Annotated in this window: 20 protein-coding genes; 14 read left to right on the top strand and 6 right to left on the bottom strand. The window is 64.1% G+C overall.

What is annotated here, in order from left to right; translation table 11 throughout:
- Nucleotides 1-214: 214 nt before the first annotated feature.
- Nucleotides 215-814, bottom strand: a complete 600-nt coding sequence (locus AC25ND_RS04040; RefSeq protein WP_028689723.1) for a LysE/ArgO family amino acid transporter — start codon at nucleotides 812-814, stop codon at nucleotides 215-217.
- 125 nt (nucleotides 815-939) lie between these two features.
- Between AC25ND_RS04040 and AC25ND_RS04035 the strand changes: the two genes are divergently transcribed.
- From AC25ND_RS04035 to AC25ND_RS04010, 6 genes are all read left to right on the top strand, one after another.
- Entirely contained in the window at nucleotides 940-1,830 is an 891-nt protein-coding gene (locus AC25ND_RS04035) for a LysR family transcriptional regulator ArgP (protein ID WP_028689722.1), read from the top strand.
- Nucleotides 1,831-1,879: 49 nt separating this feature from the next.
- Nucleotides 1,880-2,875 carry an NAD-dependent epimerase/dehydratase family protein gene (locus tag AC25ND_RS04030; RefSeq protein ID WP_028689721.1) on the top strand — a complete coding sequence of 332 codons (996 nt, stop codon included), beginning with the start codon at nucleotides 1,880-1,882 and terminating at the stop codon, nucleotides 2,873-2,875.
- Nucleotides 2,876-2,963: 88 nt separating this feature from the next.
- The gene (locus AC25ND_RS04025) at nucleotides 2,964-3,788 is read left to right on the top strand and encodes a hypothetical protein (RefSeq protein ID WP_062364078.1); all 825 of its coding nucleotides are present in this window, start codon (nucleotides 2,964-2,966) and stop codon (nucleotides 3,786-3,788) included.
- 304 nt (nucleotides 3,789-4,092) lie between these two features.
- Nucleotides 4,093-6,114, top strand: coding sequence for a hypothetical protein (locus tag AC25ND_RS04020; protein ID WP_186594289.1), 2,022 nt, complete (start codon nucleotides 4,093-4,095; stop codon nucleotides 6,112-6,114).
- A gap of 88 nt (nucleotides 6,115-6,202) precedes the next feature.
- Nucleotides 6,203-8,281 (top strand): hypothetical protein, encoded by a 2,079-nt coding sequence (locus AC25ND_RS04015; RefSeq protein ID WP_186594291.1) that lies wholly within the window; start codon nucleotides 6,203-6,205, stop codon nucleotides 8,279-8,281.
- A 256-nt stretch (nucleotides 8,282-8,537) separates the two neighbouring features.
- Nucleotides 8,538-10,676: an autotransporter outer membrane beta-barrel domain-containing protein gene (locus tag AC25ND_RS04010; protein ID WP_186594293.1), complete on the top strand. Its 2,139-nt coding sequence runs from the start codon at nucleotides 8,538-8,540 to the stop codon at nucleotides 10,674-10,676.
- Between the two features lie 38 nt (nucleotides 10,677-10,714).
- On the opposite strand, the gene AC25ND_RS04005 is transcribed toward AC25ND_RS04010, so the two are convergent.
- Complete coding sequence (locus tag AC25ND_RS04005) at nucleotides 10,715-11,764, bottom strand: alkene reductase (RefSeq protein ID WP_062364086.1); 1,050 nt, start codon at nucleotides 11,762-11,764, stop codon at nucleotides 10,715-10,717.
- Nucleotides 11,765-11,783: 19 nt separating this feature from the next.
- The gene (locus tag AC25ND_RS04000; RefSeq protein ID WP_028689715.1) at nucleotides 11,784-12,086 is read right to left on the bottom strand and encodes an ArsR/SmtB family transcription factor; all 303 of its coding nucleotides are present in this window, start codon (nucleotides 12,084-12,086) and stop codon (nucleotides 11,784-11,786) included.
- A 152-nt stretch (nucleotides 12,087-12,238) separates the two neighbouring features.
- Between AC25ND_RS04000 and AC25ND_RS03995 the strand changes: the two genes are divergently transcribed.
- Entirely contained in the window at nucleotides 12,239-12,823 is a 585-nt protein-coding gene (locus tag AC25ND_RS03995; RefSeq protein WP_028689714.1) for an acyl carrier protein phosphodiesterase, read from the top strand.
- A 10-nt stretch (nucleotides 12,824-12,833) separates the two neighbouring features.
- On the opposite strand, the gene AC25ND_RS03990 is transcribed toward AC25ND_RS03995, so the two are convergent.
- Together AC25ND_RS03990 and olsB are read right to left on the bottom strand one after the other, a co-directional pair.
- Nucleotides 12,834-13,616: a lysophospholipid acyltransferase family protein gene (locus AC25ND_RS03990; RefSeq protein ID WP_062364089.1), complete on the bottom strand. Its 783-nt coding sequence runs from the start codon at nucleotides 13,614-13,616 to the stop codon at nucleotides 12,834-12,836.
- Nucleotides 13,616-14,371, bottom strand: coding sequence for an L-ornithine N(alpha)-acyltransferase (olsB, locus tag AC25ND_RS03985; RefSeq protein ID WP_028689712.1), 756 nt, complete (start codon nucleotides 14,369-14,371; stop codon nucleotides 13,616-13,618). The genes AC25ND_RS03990 and olsB overlap by 1 nt, the downstream gene beginning before the upstream one ends.
- Nucleotides 14,372-14,503: 132 nt before the next feature.
- Here olsB and AC25ND_RS03980 point away from each other — a divergent pair, with 132 nt between their 5' ends.
- The 7 genes from AC25ND_RS03980 (at nucleotide 14,504) to AC25ND_RS03950 (ending at nucleotide 20,004) form a co-directional block, all read left to right on the top strand.
- Entirely contained in the window at nucleotides 14,504-15,391 is an 888-nt protein-coding gene (locus tag AC25ND_RS03980; protein WP_186594295.1) for an acyl-CoA dehydrogenase middle domain-containing protein, read from the top strand.
- 43 nt (nucleotides 15,392-15,434) lie between these two features.
- On the top strand, nucleotides 15,435-16,511 hold the full coding sequence (locus tag AC25ND_RS03975; protein WP_028689710.1) for a serine hydrolase domain-containing protein: 1,077 nt from the start codon (nucleotides 15,435-15,437) through the stop codon (nucleotides 16,509-16,511).
- Nucleotides 16,508-16,804 (top strand): amidase, encoded by a 297-nt coding sequence (locus tag AC25ND_RS03970; RefSeq protein WP_028689709.1) that lies wholly within the window; start codon nucleotides 16,508-16,510, stop codon nucleotides 16,802-16,804. Before AC25ND_RS03975 ends, AC25ND_RS03970 begins: the two co-directional genes overlap by 4 nt.
- 44 nt (nucleotides 16,805-16,848) lie before the next feature.
- On the top strand, nucleotides 16,849-17,430 hold the full coding sequence (locus AC25ND_RS03965; RefSeq protein WP_028689708.1) for a YceI family protein: 582 nt from the start codon (nucleotides 16,849-16,851) through the stop codon (nucleotides 17,428-17,430).
- A gap of 1 nt (nucleotide 17,431) precedes the next feature.
- Entirely contained in the window at nucleotides 17,432-18,589 is a 1,158-nt protein-coding gene (locus AC25ND_RS03960; protein ID WP_028689707.1) for a phospholipase D-like domain-containing protein, read from the top strand.
- Between the two features lie 73 nt (nucleotides 18,590-18,662).
- Entirely contained in the window at nucleotides 18,663-19,241 is a 579-nt protein-coding gene (locus AC25ND_RS03955) for a DJ-1/PfpI family protein (protein ID WP_062364095.1), read from the top strand.
- A gap of 172 nt (nucleotides 19,242-19,413) precedes the next feature.
- Nucleotides 19,414-20,004, top strand: coding sequence for a GNAT family N-acetyltransferase (locus tag AC25ND_RS03950; RefSeq protein WP_186594297.1), 591 nt, complete (start codon nucleotides 19,414-19,416; stop codon nucleotides 20,002-20,004).
- Between the two features lie 82 nt (nucleotides 20,005-20,086).
- Here the strand turns inward: AC25ND_RS03950 and AC25ND_RS03945 are convergent, their stop codons facing one another.
- Nucleotides 20,087-21,610: a fumarate hydratase gene (locus AC25ND_RS03945; protein ID WP_011532463.1), complete on the bottom strand. Its 1,524-nt coding sequence runs from the start codon at nucleotides 21,608-21,610 to the stop codon at nucleotides 20,087-20,089.
- Between the last annotated feature and the right edge of the window lie 92 nt (nucleotides 21,611-21,702).

Genomic DNA, 21,702 nt, shown 5'->3' with positions numbered 1-21,702 from the left:
CTCAGCGCCCGGCTGGCATTGCTCGGTTGATCAGCTGCTCCTGGCAGCCTCCGCACGATTTTTCGGTTTGCGTTGGTACACCTGATCACTTTGCAGCAGTGACCAGATAATGAGCAGATTTGTCCCCGCACGTGTGTCAGCGATGTCTCAAGTCCGTACACATCGGTAGCAGACAGGGATTGCGGGGCGAGTCCATCAATTACAGGTAAGCGGTTCAGTTGAAGATGAGCTGCGCCGCCACCGCGAACATCATCACCGCCACCATCAGGTCGAGCATCCGCCAGGTCGCAGGGCGTGCCAGCCACGGCGCCAGCCAGGCGGCGCCGATCGCCAGGGTCGAGAACCACACCAGCGAGGCACTGGCGGCGCCGGCCACGTAGGCGCCGGGCACGGTCTGCTGGGCGCCGAGGGAGCCGATAAGCAGCACGGTGTCCAGATATACGTGGGGATTGAGCAGGGTCACCGCCAGCGCGCTCAGCAGCACCGCGCGGCGCGAGCGCACGCCCTGGCCTTCCCGGTGCTGCAGGCTCTGTTTGGAAAACGCGCTGCGCAGGGCCTTGGTGCCGTACCAGATCAGGAACACCGCGCCGCCCCAGCGCGCCACGGCCAGCAGAGTAGGGTTGTGCGCCAGTACCGTGGCCAGTCCGAACACCCCGGCGGCGACCAGCAGCGCGTCACAGACCACGCACAGCACCGCCACCGGCAGGTGATGCTCACGGCGCAGGCTCTGCGCCAGGACGAAGGCGTTCTGGGCGCCGATGGCCATGATCAGGCCAAAGGCCACCAGCATGCCGTTGAGATAGCTTTGCCACATAGCGGGGACACTCCACGGGCACCGATGCGGACATCGGCGCGGATCAACAAGAAAGATGTGGCCATTGTGGCGGTTGCGGCGGTATAAGAAAAACCAATAGAGCTGATCAGTCATTAGAGAAATCGATGTTCGACTACAAGTTGCTCGCCGCCCTTGCTGCGGTGATCGAACAAGGCGGTTTCGAGCGCGCCGCCCAGGTGCTGGGGCTTTCGCAGTCGGCCATCTCGCAACGCATCAAGCTGCTCGAGGCGCGGGTCGGCCAGCCGGTGCTGGTGCGCGCCACGCCACCGAGCCCGACCGAGGTCGGCCGGCAGTTGCTCAACCATGTGCAGCAGGTGCGCCTGCTCGAGCGCGACCTGCAGCGCCAGGTGCCGGCGTTGGACGAGGAGGGCATGCCCGAGCGCCTGCGCATCGCCCTCAACGCCGACAGCCTGGCGACCTGGTGGGCCGGTGCGGTGGGGGCTTTTTGCGCGCAGCAGCAGGTGCTGCTCGACCTGGTGGTCGAAGACCAGGAGGTCGGCCTCAAGCGCATGCGCGCCGGTGAGGTCGCGGCCTGCCTGTGTGGCAGCGAACGTCCCGTTGCCGGCGCGCGCAGCCTGCCGCTGGGGTCGATGCGTTATCGTGCGCTGGCCAGCCCCGCGTTCATGGCGCGCTACTTTCCCCAAGGTTTTGCGGTCGAGCGGTTGGCCCGTGCTCCGGCGATCGTGTTTGGGCCGGACGATTTCCTCCAGCATCGCTATCTGGCGTCGTTGGGCGTGCAGGAAGGATTCCTGCACCACCTTTGCCCGTCCTCCGAAGGTTTCCTGCGCATGACCGAGGCTGGCCTGGGCTGGGGGCTGGTGCCGGAGCGGCAGGTAGCCGAACAGCTGGCCCGTGGCGAACTGGTGGAAATCTGCGCCAATACCCCCATCGACGTACCGCTGTACTGGCATCATTGGCGCAACGGCGGGCAGTTGCTCGTCCAGCTGACCGACCACCTGCGCCATTCGGCGCGGCATTGGCTGGTGCCCTTGTAGGCATATCAGGCGTCAGTTGCATCCGAAATCTGGCAAGGCGGAGTCTTACATGCGAATTCTGGTCACCGGCGCGAGCGGCTTCATCGGCGGGCGCTTTGCGCGCTTCGCCTTGGAGCAGGGCCTGGAGGTGCGGATCAATGGCCGGCGGGCGGAGGGCGTGGAGCACCTGGTCAAGCGCGGGGCGCAGTTCATCCCGGGCGACCTGGGCGATGCCGAGCTGGCCCGGCGCCTGTGCCAGGGCGTCGACGCAGTGGTGCATTGCGCCGGCGCGGTGGGCACTTGGGGCCGCTATCAGGATTTTCACCAGGGCAACGTGGTACTTACCGAGAACGTGGTCGAGGGGTGCATCAAGGAGCATGTGCGGCGCCTGGTGCACCTGTCGTCGCCGTCGATCTACTTCACTGGACGTTCGCGCCTCGACATCCGCGAGGACCAGGTACCGCGCCGCTTCCATGACCATTACGCGCTGACCAAGCACCTGGCCGAGCAGAAAGTGTTCGGCGCCCAGGAGTTCGGCTTGGAAGTGCTGGCGCTGCGCCCGCGTTTCGTCACCGGTGCCGGCGATGCGAGCATTTTCCCACGACTGATGCGAATGCAGGCCAAGGGGCGCGTGGCGATCGTCGGCAATGGCCTGAACAAGGTCGACTTCACCAGTGTACACAACCTCAACGAGGCATTGCTCAGTGCCCTTTTCGCCGAGGAACAGGCCCTTGGCCAGGCCTACAACATCAGCAACGGCCACCCGTTGCCGCTATGGGACGTGGTCAACTACGTGATGCGCCGCATGCAACTGCCGCAGGTCACCCGCTACCGCTCCCCAAGCCTGGCCTACGGCCTGGCGGCGCTCAACGAGGCCGCTTGCATGCTTTGGCCCGGGCGCCCGCTGCCGACCTTGAGCCGCACGGCAGTGCAGGTGATGAGCAAAGATTTCACCCTCGATATCAGCCGTGCCCGTCAGTACCTGGGCTACCGACCCCAGGCCGATGTGTGGTCCGCGCTGGATGAATTCTGTGCCTGGTGGCAGGCGCAGACGGGGCAACGCTGAACCTGTGGGCGGGATGATGGTCATCAGTGCGCCGCCCAGGCGGTTTATACTCATGCCTCTTTGCTACCACCCGCGGTTGAATGCACCCATGCGTAACGACGCCCACGACGACTTTGACGATGTGCCCACCCTGCGTGCCGGCACCCCTGATGACGATGAATTGCTGCCTGCCCACGTCACCCGCAGCCGCCAGAAGGCGGCGCGCCCGCACAGCAACGGCCCGCTGTGGGCCTTGCTGGGTGCCTCGTTCATCGCCTTGGGCGGACTTGGCTGGTGGAGCTTCCAGCAGATCACATTGATGGAGCAGCAACTGGTCGCGACCCAGGAAAGCTTTGCCCGCATCAGTGAGGAGGCGGCCGGGCGTTTGCAGGCGATCAGCGGCAAGGTCGATGCCAGCGAGTCCAGCAGCAGTTCCGGCAGCGAGGCGCTGAAGCTGCAGATCCGTCAGTTGCAGGCCTCGCTGGCCGAGCAGGGCAAGCAGCAGCAGGGCGTCGCCGGACAGGCGGGTGACCTGGGCAAGCGCTTGGAGCAGGTGCTGGCCGATACCCGCGAGCAGCAGAAGGCGGTGACCGAATTGCAAGGGCAACTGCAGGCGCAGCTCAAGGCAGTCAATGGCGAGCTGGCGGCGCTCAAGTCGGGCCAGGTGGATGGCGGCAAGCTGGATGGTCAGCTCAAGAGCCTGAGCAATGAGGTGGCGGCGCTGAAGAAGCAGGGCAATCCGAGCGCGGCCATCGAGAGCCTTGAGCAGGATGTGCTGGTGCTCAAGAGCCAGTTAGACAACCGCCCGGCCACCGCGGGCGGTGGCACTTCGGTGCAGGAGTTCGATGCCTTCCGTGGGCAGACGACCCGCAATATCAATACCCTGCAGAGCCAAATCCAGAACTTGCAACAGCAGATCAATGCCCGCCCTTGAACCGAGCATGAATGTGGTTACCTGAGACTTCGATCGGGTGCCATTGCCTCTGAATTTGTTTGTTTCCCGCGCCTGCAGCGTTCCTTTCGGCAGACCCCGAACCCGTCTGAACCTGGCATTTTTGTCAGGTGTCGGACGGGCGGGAGTTTGTTACATCTACTAGCACGACGACGGCAGCCGTTTCCTCCCTTGCTCCTGTTCCCATCACTGGTTGGCTAGTGCCTTGTGTCGTGACTAACTCGTTGCCCCGAATCCGTGAGGCTGCTGGGGCCGCGTACCTGTAGAACCGATTAGGAAAATGGCCATGAACAAGCCTGTACCCAAACAACTCAGCGGTCGGTTGCTGCGGCCCGCGGGTAAACGCTCCAGAGTGTTGTTCCCACAGGGTGGAGTGTTGGACTTCAAGGAACTGATTGTCGAGGGGCTGGTTGAGGATGGCGTCGACGATCCTGCTGAACTCTTGCCGGTGGCGGGCCATGACCAACCGTTGAGGGTGAGGGTGCCGAACTGGGATGAAGTCGAGGAAGGTATGGTCATCGCGTTGTATGTAAACGGTGACGAAGAACTCGAAGGCGTGGGCATGGCCTGGCATTCGATCACGGCCGCGGAAGCGGCGGATCCTGATTACGAGTTCTCTCTGGAACTGCCGAGTTCGTATTGGGATTACATTGCGGATGGGCAGGATCGTACCTTCCAGGTGGGTTACTCGGTTCGACCAGAGTTTTCAGGTGAATTCGAAAGAGGGCCCAACCGAGTCATCCGCATCGATAAACTGGCGCCGGGTGGCAACCCCGGCACACTCGCGAGGCTATCGTTTGCTTCGGAGATCGAGGCCAGGAAGCACATCCTGATCACGGACTTTGTCGCTGGCATGCTTACGGTCCATGTCAGGGGTTATCTGGAGCAGAAGCTGGGTGACCAGATCATGGTGACCATGACCGACGGCACTACTCCAGTGACGGTCGGCCCCTTCACCGTCACCAGCAGCATTGACGCCACGCCAGTGGCACTGCCGCTGGCCGAGGTGCAGAAGCTCAAGGACAATACCCCGATCACATTCACCTACACGTCGCAGGATCGGGCAGGGAATCTCTCGATCGTTTCCGTGCCTCATGACACCCTGCAGTTGCTGTTGCAGGATATCCCCGTCGTTCTCCCTACGCCTGAAGTGCCAGGATTTGACCAGTCGGGCGACCCGCTGATTCTCGACAAAGATGCCCGTGCAGGCATCAACCTGGTGGTTCCCGGGGTCACCGGGGCTCGTATCGGCGATAAGGTCGTCGTGCTTTGGGGAGCCCAACGTTCGGACGAACATGAAGTCACCGTGGTGCCGCCGCCGCCAGAGCCATTGATGAAACTGGTCCTGCTGTATCCGCTTACCAGCGCAGGGCCGAAGACAGGGGCAGTGGCCGTGAGTTATGAATTGTGGCGCGGCGGCTTCAAGATCGGCGACGCGACGCCCCCGGCGAGCGTCAATGTCGACCTGCGGCTGCCGGGTGGGCCCGATCCCGATCCGGAGTTGCCAGGGCATGGTAATCTGGAATTGGCCACCATTGTCGGCGATGCCTCCGGGCAAGTGGATGAGCTGACGCCCGAGGATGTCGCCGCAGGTGCGCAAGTGACCATCCCCTGGCTCGCCGTGGACGGCACTGATCTGTTGGAGGAGGACGATAAACTCCACTTGGTCTGGGGCACACAGCCCTCCCACGCGCTTGCTCCCGTGAGCGCTGCCGAGGCAGCTGCCAAGGTCGACATCAATCGTCCAGTTCCCCCGACCGTGCTGGCCAGCGAGCCCAGTGGCACAGTGCAGATGGCCTATACCGTGACCCGGGTATTCGGTGCGAGTGGCGAGGAAAACACAGCGCATTCTCCATCCAAGCCTGTGGACCTACTGCGCGGGGAAGATCTGCCGGGAGGGGGCACTGCGCTCAAGGAGCTTGAATTCACTGACCTCAATCGGTTTGGCGCAATCGATATCGAGAAGGCGCAACGAGATTTACCGGTGAAAATCGAGCTTTATGGCAACGTGGCGGTGGGCGACACCATTGTGATCCATCTCAGTGCAGACGACAGTCAGAAGCCTACTCCCGGGAACCCTATCCCGGATGCTGAAGTAAACCTCCCGCTCATCAGAATCGAACAGCATCACAAAGACCAGGGCGAACTCACCTACCAGATCGAGCGTCGATGGGCGTTCGTAATCTGCACCGGCTCGGCCACCGTCGAGTACACGGCGACGAATGTCCATGGGCCGGTGAAAGCCGGTCACAAACGTGTGCCGGTCTCGGTAAGGGAACCCAGTCAGCCGACGTGCCCGCTGCCTTGAAGTGAAAGTGCCCTGGCGATTGGCCAGGGCACTGTTTCTTCATCTTCCATGGTTGCCTGTGGGCACCTTGACTTTCAGGGGATGACGCATGAGTACCTTTAATGAAGGGGTAAAGGGGACGCTTGAATTCAAAGCACTCGAAGTCTGTGCGCTATTGGATGACGGTTACGATGAGCTCCCTGAATTGTTACCGGGTGACAGGTTAAGTGACGATCTGCAGGTGATCGTCCCGTGGTGGCCCGAGATTGCGGTTGATTACCAAATCGCGTTGACCTGGGACGACGAGATTCTCGAGGCCGAAGAGGGCGCTTATCACTATGTAGAGCAGTCTGAGGCGGAGGATCGCGATCATAAGTTCGAACTCACGCTGCCCGCGTCCTTTTGGCGTTCAGTAGGGGAGGGGAAAGAACGGCGGTTCAGCTTAGGCTACGCTGTTCGCCCCTCTCTGAGCACGGTCTGGGAGCATGGTCCTAGCCGGTTTGTTCGTATTGACAGGCTGGCCCCCGGAGGTGATGAGGGGGCACTGGGAAAAATGGTGTTCCCCAAGGCATTGGAGGACAGGGGTGTAATCCTTGAGTCCGATTTCGAGGAGGGCGTGCTCTGGGTCACGATCAGCGGTTTCTTGCATCAGGCGCTGGGTGACACGATCACGGTCAGTATGACCGATGGCATTGAACGAGTCAGCGCGGGGCCGTTCATCGTGGACAGCGAGAGCGAGCCTACGCCCATCGCATTGCCCCAGGCCAAGTTGCAGACATTGGTTGGCGGGATTCCAATCGCTTTCACCTATCAGATACAGGACCGGGCAGGTAACGAGTCCGCCCTCTCCCTGGTTCATGACAGCCTGGTACTCCAGGTCGTACAACCCCTGTCTGCACCGCGCGTGCTGGATGCCGACGACTCGGGCAACCTTGATTTCAACCTGCTGGGAGATGCCGACGTCCGCATCGTTCTGGACCCCGACGACCGTTGGGTAGTTGGGCAGGCGGTAACGCTGGTCTGGGTGGGCAGGACTGCCAATGGCAGCCTCCTGGCGCCTGTGATCAAGCATGCCCAGTTGAAGGCGGGTGGCGTTGAAATCCCTCTGGAGAACGCCCATGCGGCCGCGGTGTTGCAGGGGGATGCACGCCTTGTCTACCGCATTGATGAAAGTGGACTCGGTTCCGATCCAGGGGTGATCTCCATCATCGGCTCCCTCGAACTTGACGCTCCTGAGGTGGATGAGGCAGCGGACGGTGGGCTCGATCCCGAGAATGTTCCGCCGCAGGGCGCGACGATACGGATCAAGGCTTACCCCCATATGGCCAAGGGCGATCAGATCCTGCTGGAGTGGAATGGTGTGTCCGCTACTGGCGATCCTCATGATCTTTCCTGGCCGCTCGATGTTCAAAAGGAGGGTGAACTTGAGCAAAGGGTCGGGAAGGACGAGGTCGAGGTTCTGGTTGGGGGACGGGTCACCTTGTCCTACACGCTGGCTGCAGGGGGCGGGGCCCTCTCCGGTTCCGCGAATTGCGATCTGCGGGTAGGGCGTGTCGCATTCCCGCGCCCAGAAGTGGAAAAGGCATTCGGTGATAACAAGGACCAGTTGGACTTCAACCGCGACTTCGTCGGGGCCAGCCATGTGAAGGTCACCGTGCGCCAATATGCCGGGATGGCCGGAGACCAGGTCGCGATAGTGCTGGAAGTGCCGGACCGTGACTACCAGTCCCCCTGGAGAGACGTCGTCGGGCCGGCCGATCTGGTGTTTGAGGTACCCGCTGGCGTGGTGATGAACGGGATTGGGCATACGGTGCCGATCAGCTACAAGATCCTGCGTGATGAAAAGGAGGAAACCTCGGTTGTGCTGGAGCTGAACATTCAGGAACAGCTGCTGGAGATGCAGGCTCCCAGATACATGTCCTTTGCCGGCCAGGAGCCGAAGTTCATCGTGCGCTATCAAGAGGTCAAGAGCGGCGATCAGATCGACATTCACTGGCAGGTTGAAGGGGAACCGTCCAGGCATGCAACGGAGGCGGTGTATCAGGACGCCAGCTATTGGCTTGTGCCAATCGACCCGAACTGGGTTGCCGCAGATGTAAGGAAGACGGTGTACGCCAACTATTCCGTTGTTCCGAAGGTGGGGGAAAAACGGCAGTTTTCGCCTCTTCATGTCTTCACGCCGCGTTAACGGTTCGCCCCGTGTCAATCCCAGATTCCATGCGCCATGGCGAGGCAGGTGTCAGTGTTTTCTCGTGCCCTGGCGGAAAAATCCTACAGAAGATTTTTGGATTTCTGTCGAGACTGTTCGCCGTTTCAACAGTGCCGAGGTGCTACGACGACTGGCCGTTCGGTTGACGATGTTTTAGTGGGAGATCGCTATGAGAAGTTCCAGCATACCCTTGAGTGTCGCGGTGGGTCTGATAACTGCCATGTCAGGCGCGGACTTGGCCGAGGCCAAAGTGCTCGACAACCAGAGTGAAACGGTCACTGGCCCGGTCGCGGATACCTATGAGCTGAGAAATGGGTCGACCCTGGAGATCACCGCCACTGGCAGCACAGAGGGTATAACGGTCTCTAGTGGGTCGACTGTCACTGTCAATGGTGGACAGGTAGCCGCCGCCGGCGTGCAAGCCGGCATCAAATTGCTCGATGGCACCCAGGCGCTACTCAATGGCGCAACCGTGACGGGTGGCCCGACGGCATCCTCGTTTGGCGTTTCTGCTGCCCTGGCCTCCAGCATCCGGGCCCAGGGCAGCACGATTGCAGGTGGCATTGGTGCCTCCCTTGTGCGAGGCAGCAGCCTTGTTCTGGAAGGCAGCACGCTCACCGGGCTGGAGCGTGTCGGCGCCTTTGTCGTCGGTTCCAGTCTGCAAGCCACGGGTGGCAGTCTCGTCAGTGGCAAGACCAATGGTCTGGATGTGCGTCAGGAGTCGGCAGCCAACGGTGGTGGCGGCTCCCGGGTGATCCTGGATGGATCGACGGTCAGGGGCGACACCCAAAGTGCCATCATCGTCAGGGCCGGTTCCGGTAGCTCCACCGGCACCGCACACATTCTGGTGGCCAATGGCAGCCAGCTTATCGGGGGCAATGGCACGATCCTCGAGGTCATCGGTGGCATGACCGCCGACTTCACCGCGGACAACAGCCAGCTGAGCGGCGATGTGGTGGTGGCAGCCGGCAGTACCGCGAACCTGCTGCTGCAGAACAATGCCTCGCTGCGGGGAAACCTGGTCAATGTGCAGAGCCTGGAGCTGAACAGCGGTGGCCGCTGGATCCTGACCAAGGATGGCGAGATTGGCGAACTGACACTCGACAATGGCACGGTCGATTTCACCGACCGGGACACAACGGCGGGCTTCAAGACCCTGACGGTGGACAACCTCAAGGGCTCGGGCATCTTCGTGATGGACATCGACCTGGCCAGTGGTACCGGCGATCTGCTGAAGGTTACCGGGGCCGCCGAGGGCAGCCACCAGTTGAGCATCGCCAGTACCGGTGCCGATCCGGTCGAAGGGCAGGCGCCGCACCGTATCGTCGAAACCGGTGGCGGCGACGCGACCTTCGGCCTGCTGCACGATATCGATTTCGGTACCTACACCTACACCCTTGAAAAAGGCGAGGGTGAGGACAACTGGTACCTGGTGCAGAAGTTCGACGACAGCGGCAGCCCGATCGTGACGCCGGGCGCCCGTGCGGTGCTGGGGCTGTTCAGCGCCGCGCCCACCGTCTGGTATGGCGAACTGTCCTCGTTGCGCAGCCGCATGGGTGAATTGCGCCTGGGGCATGGCCAGGGCATCTGGATGCGCAGCTACGGCAACCGCTACAACCTCTCGGCCGGCAACGCCGTGGCCTACCAGCAGGATCAGAACGGCGTGAGCTTCGGCGCCGACGGCGCGGTGCCGGGCCACGACGGGCGCTGGTTGCTCGGGGTCATGGGCGGTTACAGCGAGTCCGACCTGGACTTCAGCCTCGGTTCATCCGGCAAGGTCAAGAGCTACTACGTCGGTGCCTACAGCACCTGGATGGCCGACAGCGGTTACTACGTCGACGCGATGCTCAAGTACAACCGCTTTCGTAACAGCAACGACGTGGTAATGAGCGATGGTCGCAAGACCAAGGGTGAATATCACAATGACGGCCTCGGGGCCTCGGTGGAGGTCGGGCGGCGCTTCAAGCTGGACGATGGTTGGTATGTCGAGCCGTTCACCCAGTTGTCCACGTTGTGGGTCGATGATGACAGCTACACGTTGGACAACGGCATGCGCGCCCAAAGCGATGGTGCCAACTCGGTGCTTGGCAAGGTTGGTGCCCAGGTCGGGCGCAGCCTGGCGCTGGACAACGGCAGTGTCCTGCAGCCGTACCTGAAAGTCGCGGCGGCTCACGAGTTCATCAAGAGCAACAAGGTGAAGGTCAACGACAACCACTTCACCAACGACCTGTCCGGCACGCGGGGCGAGTTTGCCGTGGGGTTGGCCGCACAGGTGTCCGAGGTGCTGCAGCTGCACGGCGAGTTCCAGTACAGCAACGGCAAGCACATCGAACAGCCGTATGGGGTCAACCTGGGCTTGCGCTACAACTTCTGACCGCTTGGCAAACCCGCTCCTGCAGGTCCTGCAACAGACTACATCCGCGGATAATCGATATACCCCACCGGCCCCCCGGCGTAGAAGGTCTCAGGACGCGGCGCATTGAGCGGCGCATCGGCGGCCAGGCGCGCGGGCAGGTCGGGGTTGGCGATGAACGGGATGCCGAAGGCCACCGCATCGGCCTTGCCGTTGGCCAGGGCCGCGTTGGCGCTGGCCTTGTCGAAGCGTTCGTTGACAATGTAGGGGCCGCCAAACGCCGCCTTGATCTGCGGGCCGATGCTGTCGTCGGCTTCCTTCTCTCGCGAGCAAATGAAGGCGATGCCACGCTTGCCCAGCTCTCGTGCCACGTAGGTGAAGGTCTCGGCACGGTCGGCGTCGCCCATGTCGTGGGCATCCGCCCGTGGTGCCAAGTGCACGCCGACGCGGCCCGGACCCCACACCTCGATGGCGGCGTCGGCGACTTCCAGCAGCAACCGCGCGCGGTTTTCCAGCGAACCGCCATAGCGGTCCGTGCGCTGGTTGGTGCTGCTCTGCAGGAACTGGTCGAGCAGGTAGCCGTTGGCGCCGTGGATCTCCACGCCGTCGAAACCGGCGGCCTTGGCGTTTTCGGCGCCGCTGCGGTAGGCCTCGACGATATCGGCTATCTCCTCGGTTTCCAGGGCTCGTGGCGTCGGGTAGTCGCTCTGTGGGCGCACCAGACTGACATGGCCCTTGGGCTGGATCGCGCTGGGGGCCACCGGCAGCTCGCCGTTCAGGTACGACGGGTGGGAGATGCGCCCGACATGCCACAGCTGCAGGAAGATGCGCCCGCCGGCGGCGTGGATGGCCTTGGTCACGTTGTGCCAGCCGCGTACCTGCTGGTCGTTCCAGATCCCCGGTGTATCCGGGTAGCCAACGCCCATCGGCGTGACCGAGGTCGCTTCGCTGAGGATCAGGCCGGCGCTGGCGCGCTGCACGTAGTACTCGGCCATCAGCGCATTGGGCACGCGGCCTTCGTCGGCGCGGCAGCGGGTCAGCGGGGCCATGATGATGCGGTTGGGCAGTTCCAGGTCGCCCAGGGTGATCGGGTCGAACAGCGTAGTCATGTGCAAAGCCTCGCTTGGATCAGAGCGCTTGGCTCATTTGCTCGAGGAACGCCTTGATGGTCGCCTCGTTGCGTTTGAAGAAATGCCACTGGCCGATCTTCTGGCTGCTGATCAGGCCGGCGCGTTGCAGGGTGGCCAGGTGGGCGGAGACGGTCGACTGCGACAGACCGCAGCGTTGGTCGATTTGCCCGGCACACACACCGTGCTCGGTGCTGTGGTGCTGGTCGGGGAACTGCGCGGCCGGGTCTTTCAGCCAGTTGAGGATGTCTCGCCGGACCGGGTGGGCCAGTGCTTTTATGATTTCGTCGAGATCGAGGGGCATGGTTGGCTCGTGGTGTGTAGCGGTATATCGCGATGGGGCGAAATATAAATCGTTGCATCGCGATATACAATTATGAAAGGGTTCTGAGGCAAGCGTCATTGGCTATATCGGTTCATGACGATATGGATGTGGGACGGTGCTAGACTGGCGCCATGAACTACCTCGCGCACCTCCATCTCGGCGGCCCGGCGCCGCAACAACTGCTCGGCAGCCTGTATGGCGATTTCGTCAAGGGCGCGCTGGAGGGGCGTTTTCCGCCAGCGCTGGAGGCTTCGATCCGGCTGCACCGGCATATCGACAGCTACACCGACAGCCATCCGCTGGTGCTGGCGGCGCTGGCGCGTTTCCGGCGTGAGCGGCGACGCTTCGCCGGGATCGTGCTGGATGTGTTTTTCGATCATTGCCTGGCCAGGAGCTGGGGGGACTACGCGGAGCAGCCGCTGGCGCAGTTCACCGGCGACTTCTACAAAGTGCTGCTGGCTGAGCCGCAGCTGCCGGGCCGGCTGGCGCGGATCGCGCCGTTCATGGCAGCGGATGACTGGCTGGGGGCGTATGGCGACTTCGCCACCCTGGAGCAGGTGTTTGGCGGTATTGCCCGGCGCTTGTCGCGGCCCGAGGGGATGGACGGGATGATGGGAGAGCTGGAGCGGCTGTACGAGCCGCTGCTGGCGGATTTTCGCGAGTTCTATCCGCAACTGCAGGCGTTTGCGGCAGCGCGAAGACGCCCCTCCAACTGACGTCAGCTATTCAGGCTGCCTTGGCCTGGCGTCGCGGCTCGACATACTCGATGCCGAACAACGCAAGATGCACTGCCTGCTGTGCCTGGAATGCCAGCGCCGCGCGCTCCTGGCCTTCACTGCCGATCGGCGCTAGCAGGTGAATCACCACCTCGCCCCGGTCTTGCCCGAACAGCCGCAGCAGATGGGATACCAGGTCGTCATCGCCTATGAACGGCGCAATCGGATCGGGTTGGCCCGCGCGAAGATACTGGATCGCCACCGGCTGTAGCGGCGTGCCACGGTCGATGGCCCCGGCCAGCAGACGTCCATGGAAGGTGCGCAGGGTGCGACCGTCAGTGGTGGTGCCTTCCGGAAAGATCAGCAGGGGACGTTGCTCGCCCAGCTGTTCGCTGATCTGTTGGCGCAGGCGCTGGGCATCGCCACCGCCACGGCGGATGAACAGGGTCCCGGCCTTCTCGGCCAGCCAGCCGGCCACCGGCCAGTGCCGCACCTCGGCCTTGGACAGGAACGACAGCGGCGTGAGCATGCCGAGCAGCGGGATGTCGGTCCACGACACATGGTTGCAGATCCACAGCATCGGCCGTTGCGGCAGTTCACCCTTGACCTTGACGTCGAAGGGCAGGGCGGCGACCAGGCGGCCCATGAACAGGCGTGTCCAGCGCTGGCGACGTTCGATCGAGGCTTTCAGGCCCAGGCGTTCGCCCAGGGCAATGATGCTGGCCATTGCCAGCCCCAGTGCCAGTACCAGAAACAGCCGCAGCAGGCGGGCAGTGGCCCGCAGACGCGGCATCAGACCGCCGCCTTGAAGTGACGGGCGTAGCGCGGGCAGAGGTCGTCGCGCTTGAGCAGGATGAACACGTCGGCGACCTGGAAGTCCTCGTCCCAGCAAGGCTCGCCGCAGATCTTCGCGCCCAGGCGCATGTAGGCCTTGAGCAGCGGTGGCATTTCGGCGATGACGTTGTTCGGCAGCGGCAGACTGGGCAGTGGGTTCTTCGGTTCGGCGCGCAGGTGCTCGGTGCACAGGTAGCGTTCGCGCAGGCGCTGCATGATCGCGTGGGCCTGCACGCCACCGTCCTGCATGGGGATGCTGGCGCAACCCATCAGGTAGCTGTAGCGGCCTTCGTTGAGCACTTCGGCCAATTCGCTCCAGAGCACGGCGATGGTGCCGCCGTTGCGGTAGGCCGGGTCGACGCAGGTACGGCCCAGTTCGAGGATCGGGCCTTGTAGCTGCAACAGGCCGTGCAGGCTGAATTCTTCTTCGCTGTAGAAGCGACCCAGGCTGCTGGCGGCCTGGTGGTCGAGCAGGCGGGTGGTGGCGACGAGCTGGCCGGTGGCCAGGTCGCGCACGCCGATGTGGCGGCAGTGGATGTCGTAGTCGTCCATGTCCAGGCCGTGTTCGGCGCCCTTGAGCTTGGCCTTGAATTCGGCGCTGAACACCTTGAAGCGCAGGGCCTGTGCTTCCTGCAGGGCCGCGGCGCCGACCAGGCGTTCGGCTTGCAGACGGCGTTCAGTGCTGTTGTCGCCAGAGCGAGCGATCCGAGTCATTGCGAGTCTCCATAAGCCAGCCAAAGGGTTGCGGCCGGTCGGCTTTGTTGTGCAAAGTCAGCCTAGGTACGCCCGGTGTCACCCCTGTGAATCTTTGGTGATGCTTGCGTGACACCCCACAAGGAGCTTGCGATGGCCTGGTTGCAACGACTCAATGACCCCTTGCGCCACCCGCTGGCGGCGACCCTGGGCGAAACCTACGCGGCGGTACTCGAGCGCCTGGGCGCCGTCGCGCCGTTCGAGCTGGCGGTGCTGGGCGGGCGCGCCATGGCTACGCCGGGCCTGGCCTTCCTGCTCGGTTACCAGGCGGCGCTGCGCGTGCTTTGGCCCAGCGCGCCCGCCAGCCTGGGGGCGTTGTGCGCCACCGAGCGGCGCAGCGTGCGCCCTGCGGACATGCACACCCGTCTCGATGGCTTGCGCCTGAGCGGCAGCAAGGACTTCGTCACCGCCGGGCTGGATGCTGAATGGCTGTTGGTGGCGGCGCGCCACGAGGGCGTGGGCGAGGCGCCGCGCTTGCAGCTGGCGGTGGTCTATCCGGGCGAGCCAGGGGTAAGCCTCGAAGCGTTGCCGACCCTGCCGTTGATGCCTGAAGTCGGCCATGGCCGCCTGCAGCTCAAGGAAGCCGCGTGCGAGTTGCTGGCCGGCGATGGTTGGCACGCCTACGTCAAACCGTTCCGCTCCCTTGAAGACCTTTATGTGCTCGCCGCGCTGGTGGCCTGGCTGTATGGCGTGGCCCAGGAGTGCGCCTGGCCGCAGGACCTGCGCCTGCGGCTGATCGGGCTGCTGGCCGGTTGTGCCGAGGGCAGCCGGCAATGCCCGGACAGCGTGGCCTGCCACTTGCTGCTGGGTGGCCTGTTTGCCCAGTTCCAGGGCTTGCGGGGCGAGATCGACCAGGCGTTGGCCGCCGGGCCCGGGCACTGGGCGCAATTGTGGCAGCGCGACCAGGGCCTGCTGGCGCTGGCCGGCGTGGCCCGTGACAAGCGCCTGGCCAAGGCCTGGAGCGCCGCCGGATTGTCATGAAAGCCTGAGAGGCTGGGGAGCCTTTGAACCTGGGCTGCTCCCGATGAAGTCACTATTGCTTGCCCTGGCCATGACCGCTGGCCCTGCCTGGGCCGAATACTGGCCCTCGGCGCAATGGCCGGTCGATAACGCCGTCATCGACTGGCAGGCGGTCGACACCTACGCCTTCGCGCCGCGTGATGCCGAACGCGGCGGCATTCGCACCGACGCGCTGTTGATCATCCGCGATGGTCGTATTCTGCATGAGCGCTATACCGAACCAACCCAAGCCGACACGCCGCACCTGACCTGGTCGGTGAGCAAAAGCGTGCTGGCCACGGTCATGGGCGTGGCCTACGGCGAGGGGCGTTTCAGGCTTGATGACCCGGCCGCCCGTTACTACCCGGCCCTACAGCGACATCCTGGGCTGCGCCTGGCCGACCTGCTGCACTGGGCCAGCGGCCTGGCCTGGCAGGAGGACTACGAATACGCGCCCCTGAAGTCGTCGGTGGTGGCCATGCTCTATACCCGTGGCCGTGCTGATATGCCGGCCTACGCGGCGGCAATGCCCGCTGCCAATGCGCCCGGCACGCAGTTCGCCTATTCCAGCGGCGACAGCAACCTGCTCGCCGCCAGCCTGCGCGGCATGCTCGATCCCGCGGGCTATGCCGACTACCCCTGGCAGTCCCTGTTCATCCCGCTGGGGATCGACAGCGCGGTCTGGGAACGGGATGGGGCGGGCACCTATGTTGGCTCTTCCTATCTTTATCTGAATGCCCGCGACCTGGCGCGCATCGGCCTGCTGATGCAGCGCGACGGATGCTGGCGCGAGGGCCGGTTGCTGCCGACCGATTGGGTGGCGTTCAACCGTACCCTGTTCAACGCCGCCCAGCCGGTGCCGGGCGAAGCCAACCCCGGCGGCCATTGGTGGCTCAACCAGCCACTGCCCGGGCAGCCGGCGCCGTGGCCGGATGCGCCAGCGGACACCTTCGCCGCGCTCGGCCATTGGGGCCAAGCCCTCTATGTGCTGCCTTCGCACAAACTGGTGATCGTGCGCTACGCCGATGACCGCGACGCCAGCTTCAGCCACAACGAACTGCTCAAGCGGGTACTGGCCGCCGTGGCGGGGGAGGGCGCATGAAGCGGGTCGTGCTCGTGGTGTTGCTGGCCGGGTTGGCCTGGGCCTGGCATGAGCGCCAGGCGCTGGCGGACTTCCCGGGCATTCTTTCGGCCTATTCGGCGAAAGAGTACTGCTCGTGCCGCTTCGTCATGGGCTTTGCTGAGACCTACTGCCGTGGCTATGTGCAGCAGTACCTGCCCTTGAGCCTGCTGGAGGAGGACGGCGCCCGGCGTCTGGTCACCGCCGAAGGCATGGGGCGGCGCAACCAGGCCGCCTGGCAGGGCGCGCGTGAGGGCTGCCGCTTGCTGCCGTGAAACCGTGCGGGTAAGGTTGACGGCCTTGATCTACAGGATTTCACATGTTCAAGCCGTCTCGCCTGCTGCCCGCCCTCCTGCTCGCCCTGTGCCTGCCCGCTCACGCCAACTGGCACCTGGACGGCGAGTCCTCGCGCCTGTCCTTCGTCACCGGCAAGAACGGCAATATCGCCGAGGTCAACCGATTCCTGGTGCTGCACGGCAAGGTCGACCGCAAGGGCGCCGCCGAAGTGAGCATCGAAATGGACTCGATCAGCAGCGGTATCCCACTGCGCGATGAGCGCATGCGCGACAACCTGTTCGTCTTTGAGCAGTTCCCCGAGGCCACGGTGCAGGCGCAGATCGACCTGCGTCCGATCAACGATCTGGCCAGTGGCGCGCAACTGGAGCTGCGCCTGCCGGTCAGTGTCACCCTGCATGGGCAGACCCGTAGTTACAACACCCTGCTGCTGGCCACGCGCCTGGATGAGCGACGATTCCAGGTGGTGACTCTCGAGCCGCTGATCCTGCGCGCCTCGGACTTCGGCCTGCTGCCGGGCCTGGAAAACCTGCGCAAGCTGGCCGGGCTCAAGTCGATCAACCCCTCGGTGCCGGTGAGCGCGGTGCTGATCTTCACCGCCCGCTGACATGCCGGGGCCGGTCTTCCCCTGGCGGGATGGCAACCAGTTCGAACTGCTGATCGACGGCCCCGAATTCTTTCCGCGCATGCTGCTGGCGATCGTGCGCGCCGAATTCCAGGTCGACCTGGAGCTGTACCTGGTCGAGGGCGGCGCCTGCGCCGAGGCGGTGGTCGAGGCCCTGGAGCAAGCGGCGCGACGCGGCGTGCGGGTGCGCTGCCTGTTCGATGACTACGGCTCGCTGGCCTTCCCCACGGTGCTGCGTGAGCGCCTGCTGGCGGCGGGGGTCTACCTGCGCTGGTACAATCGCCTGCGCTGGCGCCGGGGCCTGCGCAACCTCTATCGCGATCACCGCAAGCTGCTGCTGGTGGATGAGCGGCTGGCGGTGGTCGGCGGTACCGGGGTCACCGATGAATTCTGGACGCCGGGCGAGGAGGCCAGCGAATGGCACGAGGTGATGGTGCGCATGCAGGGACCGATCGTCACTGATTGGCAACTGTTGTTTGATCGCCAGTGGCACGCTAACCAGCGCCGCACGGCGTGGCGCCCACCCGAGGGCTTCGGCCTGCCGCGCCTGCCCCAGGTGCCGGCCAAGGGCCAGGGCCTGGGCCGGGTGGCCTATGCCGACGCCCGCCAGCACAAGGACATCCTGCATGCGCTGGTCCGCGCTTTGAACAGCGGCCAGCGTCGTATCTGGCTGGCCACGCCCTATTTTCTGCCGACCTTCAGCGTGCGCCGCTCACTGCGCCGTGCCGCGCAGAAGGGCATCGATGTACGCCTGCTGCTGACCGGGCCGCGCACCGACCACCCTGCGGTGCGCTACGCTGGCCACCGCTATTACCCGCGGCTGCTGCGCGCAGGGGTGCGCATCTTCGAGTACCAGCCGTGCTTCCTGCACCTGAAGATGGTGCTGGTGGATGACTGGGTCAGCGTGGGGTCGTGCAACTTCGATCACTGGAACCTGCGCTTTAACCTCGAAGCCAACGTCGAGGCCCTCGACCCTCCGCTGACCGCCGCGGTGGCCGTCAGCTTCGAGCGCGATTTCGCCCAGAGCCTGGAGGTTGACCTGGCGCGCTGGCACGCGCGGCCATTGTGGCGGCGGATCCAGCAACGCCTGTGGGGCTGGCTTGACCGGGTGGTGGCCAACCTGTTGGACCGGCGCAACTAGTCGTGTATATCGCGCTCGGGCAAACCGGACTATCTTGCAGGATTGTTCCCAGACAAGCGAAGGAGTGGATGCGATGACGGCGAAGAAGATTCTCATGCTGGTGGGCGACTACGTCGAGGACTACGAGGTCATGGTGCCATTCCAGGCCCTGGCCATGGTTGGCCACACCGTCCATGCCGTGTGCCCGGAGAAGATTGCCGGGCAGACGGTGCGCACGGCGATCCACGATTTCGAGGGCGAGCAGACCTACAGCGAGAAGCCGGGGCACAATTTCGCCCTGAACTACGACTTCGTCCAGGTGCGCGCCGAAAGCTACGATGCGCTGCTGATCCCCGGTGGCCGCGCCCCGGAGTATCTGCGCCTGAACGACAGGGTGCTGGAGCTGGTCAAGGCCTTCGACCAGGCCGGCAAGCCCATTGCGGCCGTGTGCCATGGGGCCCAGTTGCTGGCGGCGGCAGGCGTGCTAGAAGGGCGCGAGTGCAGCGCCTATCCCGCTTGTGCGCCCGAGGTACGGCTGGCGGGTGGGCGGTTCATCGATATCGCGGTGGACCAGGCCCATGTCGACGGGAATCTGGTGACGGCGCCTGCCTGGCCTGCGCATCCGGCGTGGCTGGCGGCGTTTCTGAAAGTGTTGGGAACTCGTATCTGCTGACCGACACGCTGAACTTTAGGAGCGGCCTTGTGCCGCGAAAGGGCCGCTCCTACAGGGATCGAGCAAAGGTAGCGGTCATGGAGAAATACCTGTCGCGCAGGGGAAAGGCCGCGGGGCTGGGGGGATGCTAGGGTGGGCCTCAGTCATAGCCATCGACAGGACGACCGCCCGCATGGAAATACGTCTGCTCCATGGCGCCGCCATCGCGCCTTACATCGATGACCTCGCGCGCCTGCGCCTGGCGCTGTTTCGCGAGTTTCCCTATCTCCTGGACAGTTCCCTGAGTCACCAGGCCGATTACCTGGCCAATTACGCCGAGTCCGGACGCAGCCTGGTGGTGCTGGCGTTGGACGGCAACCAGCTGGTGGGCGCCGCCACCGGCCTGCCGCTGGTGGATGTCGATCTCGAGTTGCAGCAACCGTTCCTCGCCCAGGGCCGTGATCCGGCCTCGGTCTATTACTTCGGCGAGTCTGTGCTGCTGCCGGCTTACCGTGGACAGGGGCTTGGCGTGCGCTTTTTTATCGAACGCGAGTCCTACGCGCACAAGCTGGCCGAGTTCGACTGCTGCACCTTCTGTGCGGTGGAGCGTCCGTCTGGACACCCGCGGCGTCCGGCGGACTACAAGCCATTGCAGGGGTTCTGGCGCAACCGCGGCTTTCTGCATGAACCGTCGCTGCGTACCGCCTATCGTTGGCGAGACCTCGACGAGCAGGCGCAGTCGGCCAAGATCATGTCGTTCTGGCTCAAGGCGCTGCCTGCGTGATCTTGCCTGAGTCACCCAAGCGAGCGCCGTCAACGAAAACGCCCGACATAAGCCGGGCGTTTCGTTGACCGCGAACGGTGCTTTACTTCACTTCCACCGCCAGGCTCTCGGCGATCTTGCTCTGCCACAGCGCGGGACCGGTGATGTGCACCGACTCGCCCTTGCTGTCCACCGCGACGGTGACCGGCATGTCCTTCACTTCGAACTCGTAGATCGCTTCCATGCCCAGCTCGGCGAAGGCCAGGACCTTCGACTTGCGGATGGCCTGGGCCACCAGGTAGGCGGCGCCGCCGACGGCCATCAGGTACACGGCCTTGTTGTCCTTGATCGCCTCGATGGCGGTTGGGCCGCGTTCGGACTTGCCAATCATGCCCAGCAGGCCGGTCTGTTCGAGGATCTGGCGGGTGAACTTGTCCATGCGGGTAGCGGTGGTCGGACCGGCCGGGCCCACCACTTCGTCACCGACCGGGTCGACCGGGCCGACGTAGTAGATGAAGCGGCCCTTGAGGTCGACCGGCAGCTCTTCGCCACGGTTGAGCATCTCGACCATGCGCTTGTGCGCGGCATCGCGACCGGTGAGCATCTTGCCATTGAGCAGGATGGTCTCGCCCGGCTTCCAGCTGGCGACCTCTTCCGGGGTGATGTCGTCGAGGTTGACGCGACGGGCGCTCGGACCGGCTTCCCAGACGATTTCCGGGTAGGCGTCCAGCGACGGCGCTTCCAGCTCGGCAGGGCCGGAACCATCCAGCACGAAGTGGGCGTGACGGGTGGCGGCGCAGTTGGGGATCATGCACACCGGCAGCGAGGCGGCGTGGGTCGGGTAGTCCATGATCTTGACGTCGAGCACGGTGGTCAGGCCGCCCAGGCCCTGGGCGCCGATGCCCAGCTGGTTGACCTTGTCGAACAGCTCGAGGCGGATCTCCTCAAGACGGTTCTGCGGGCCACGGGCCTTCAGCTCATGGATGTCGATGGACTCCATCAACACTTCCTTGGCCATGACCGCGGCTTTCTCGGCGGTGCCGCCGATGCCGATGCCGAGCATGCCAGGCGGGCACCAGCCGGCGCCCATGGTGGGGACGGTCTTGAGCACCCAGTCGACGATCGAGTCGGACGGGTTGAGCATGGCCATCTTGGACTTGTTCTCCGAGCCGCCGCCCTTGGCCGCGACATCGACCTCGACCTTGTCGCCGGGGACGATGGAGTAGTGGATCACGGCCGGGGTGTTGTCCTTGGTGTTCTTGCGGGCACCGGCCGGGTCGGCCAGAATCGAGGCGCGCAGGACGTTCTCGGGCAGGTTGTAGGCGCGGCGCACACCTTCGTTGATCATGTCGTCGACGCTCAGGGTGGCGCCGTCCCAGCGTACGTCCATGCCGACGCGGATGAACACGGTGACGATACCGGTGTCCTGGCAGATCGGGCGGTGGCCGGTGGCGCACATGCGCGAGTTGATCAGGATCTGGGCGATCGAGTCACGCGCAGCAGGCGACTCTTCACGCAGGTAGGCTTCGTGCATCGCCTGGATGAAGTCGACGGGGTGGTAGTACGAGATGAATTGCAGGGCGTCGGCGACGCTCTGAATCAGGTCGTCTTGCTTGATCACGGTCATGCAGCGCGCTCCTCTTAAAGACGGGAACATTCGAAAAGGCATTCCGACAGTGCACACCGGTATGTCAGGAACGCCTGGCAAGGCGCCGGCTG

This window comes from Pseudomonas sp. P110(2024) (assembly GCF_057480795.1).
This window is presented reverse-complemented; position numbering and strand designations above follow the sequence as displayed.

Excerpts from the sequence above, each read along its gene's own strand:
- AC25ND_RS04025 (WP_062364078.1), top strand. The coding sequence starts at position 2,964 with ATGCGTAACGACGCCCACGACGACTTTGACGATGTGCCCACCCTGCGT.
- AC25ND_RS04005 (WP_062364086.1), bottom strand. The coding sequence starts at position 11,764 with ATGACTACGCTGTTCGACCCGATCACCCTGGGCGACCTGGAACTGCCC.
- olsB (WP_028689712.1), bottom strand. The coding sequence starts at position 14,371 with ATGACTCGGATCGCTCGCTCTGGCGACAACAGCACTGAACGCCGTCTG.
- AC25ND_RS03980 (WP_186594295.1), top strand. The coding sequence starts at position 14,504 with ATGGCCTGGTTGCAACGACTCAATGACCCCTTGCGCCACCCGCTGGCG.
- AC25ND_RS04035 (WP_028689722.1), top strand. The coding sequence starts at position 940 with ATGTTCGACTACAAGTTGCTCGCCGCCCTTGCTGCGGTGATCGAACAA.
- AC25ND_RS03990 (WP_062364089.1), bottom strand. The coding sequence starts at position 13,616 with ATGCCGCGTCTGCGGGCCACTGCCCGCCTGCTGCGGCTGTTTCTGGTA.
- AC25ND_RS03995 (WP_028689714.1), top strand. The coding sequence starts at position 12,239 with ATGAACTACCTCGCGCACCTCCATCTCGGCGGCCCGGCGCCGCAACAA.
- AC25ND_RS03945 (WP_011532463.1), bottom strand. The coding sequence starts at position 21,610 with ATGACCGTGATCAAGCAAGACGACCTGATTCAGAGCGTCGCCGACGCC.
- AC25ND_RS03960 (WP_028689707.1), top strand. The coding sequence starts at position 17,432 with ATGCCGGGGCCGGTCTTCCCCTGGCGGGATGGCAACCAGTTCGAACTG.
- AC25ND_RS03970 (WP_028689709.1), top strand. The coding sequence starts at position 16,508 with ATGAAGCGGGTCGTGCTCGTGGTGTTGCTGGCCGGGTTGGCCTGGGCC.
- AC25ND_RS04000 (WP_028689715.1), bottom strand. The coding sequence starts at position 12,086 with ATGCCCCTCGATCTCGACGAAATCATAAAAGCACTGGCCCACCCGGTC.
- AC25ND_RS03965 (WP_028689708.1), top strand. The coding sequence starts at position 16,849 with ATGTTCAAGCCGTCTCGCCTGCTGCCCGCCCTCCTGCTCGCCCTGTGC.
- AC25ND_RS03975 (WP_028689710.1), top strand. The coding sequence starts at position 15,435 with ATGAAGTCACTATTGCTTGCCCTGGCCATGACCGCTGGCCCTGCCTGG.
- AC25ND_RS04030 (WP_028689721.1), top strand. The coding sequence starts at position 1,880 with ATGCGAATTCTGGTCACCGGCGCGAGCGGCTTCATCGGCGGGCGCTTT.
- AC25ND_RS04040 (WP_028689723.1), bottom strand. The coding sequence starts at position 814 with ATGTGGCAAAGCTATCTCAACGGCATGCTGGTGGCCTTTGGCCTGATC.
- AC25ND_RS03950 (WP_186594297.1), top strand. The coding sequence starts at position 19,414 with ATGGAAATACGTCTGCTCCATGGCGCCGCCATCGCGCCTTACATCGAT.
- AC25ND_RS04015 (WP_186594291.1), top strand. The coding sequence starts at position 6,203 with ATGAGTACCTTTAATGAAGGGGTAAAGGGGACGCTTGAATTCAAAGCA.
- AC25ND_RS03955 (WP_062364095.1), top strand. The coding sequence starts at position 18,663 with ATGACGGCGAAGAAGATTCTCATGCTGGTGGGCGACTACGTCGAGGAC.
- AC25ND_RS04020 (WP_186594289.1), top strand. The coding sequence starts at position 4,093 with ATGAACAAGCCTGTACCCAAACAACTCAGCGGTCGGTTGCTGCGGCCC.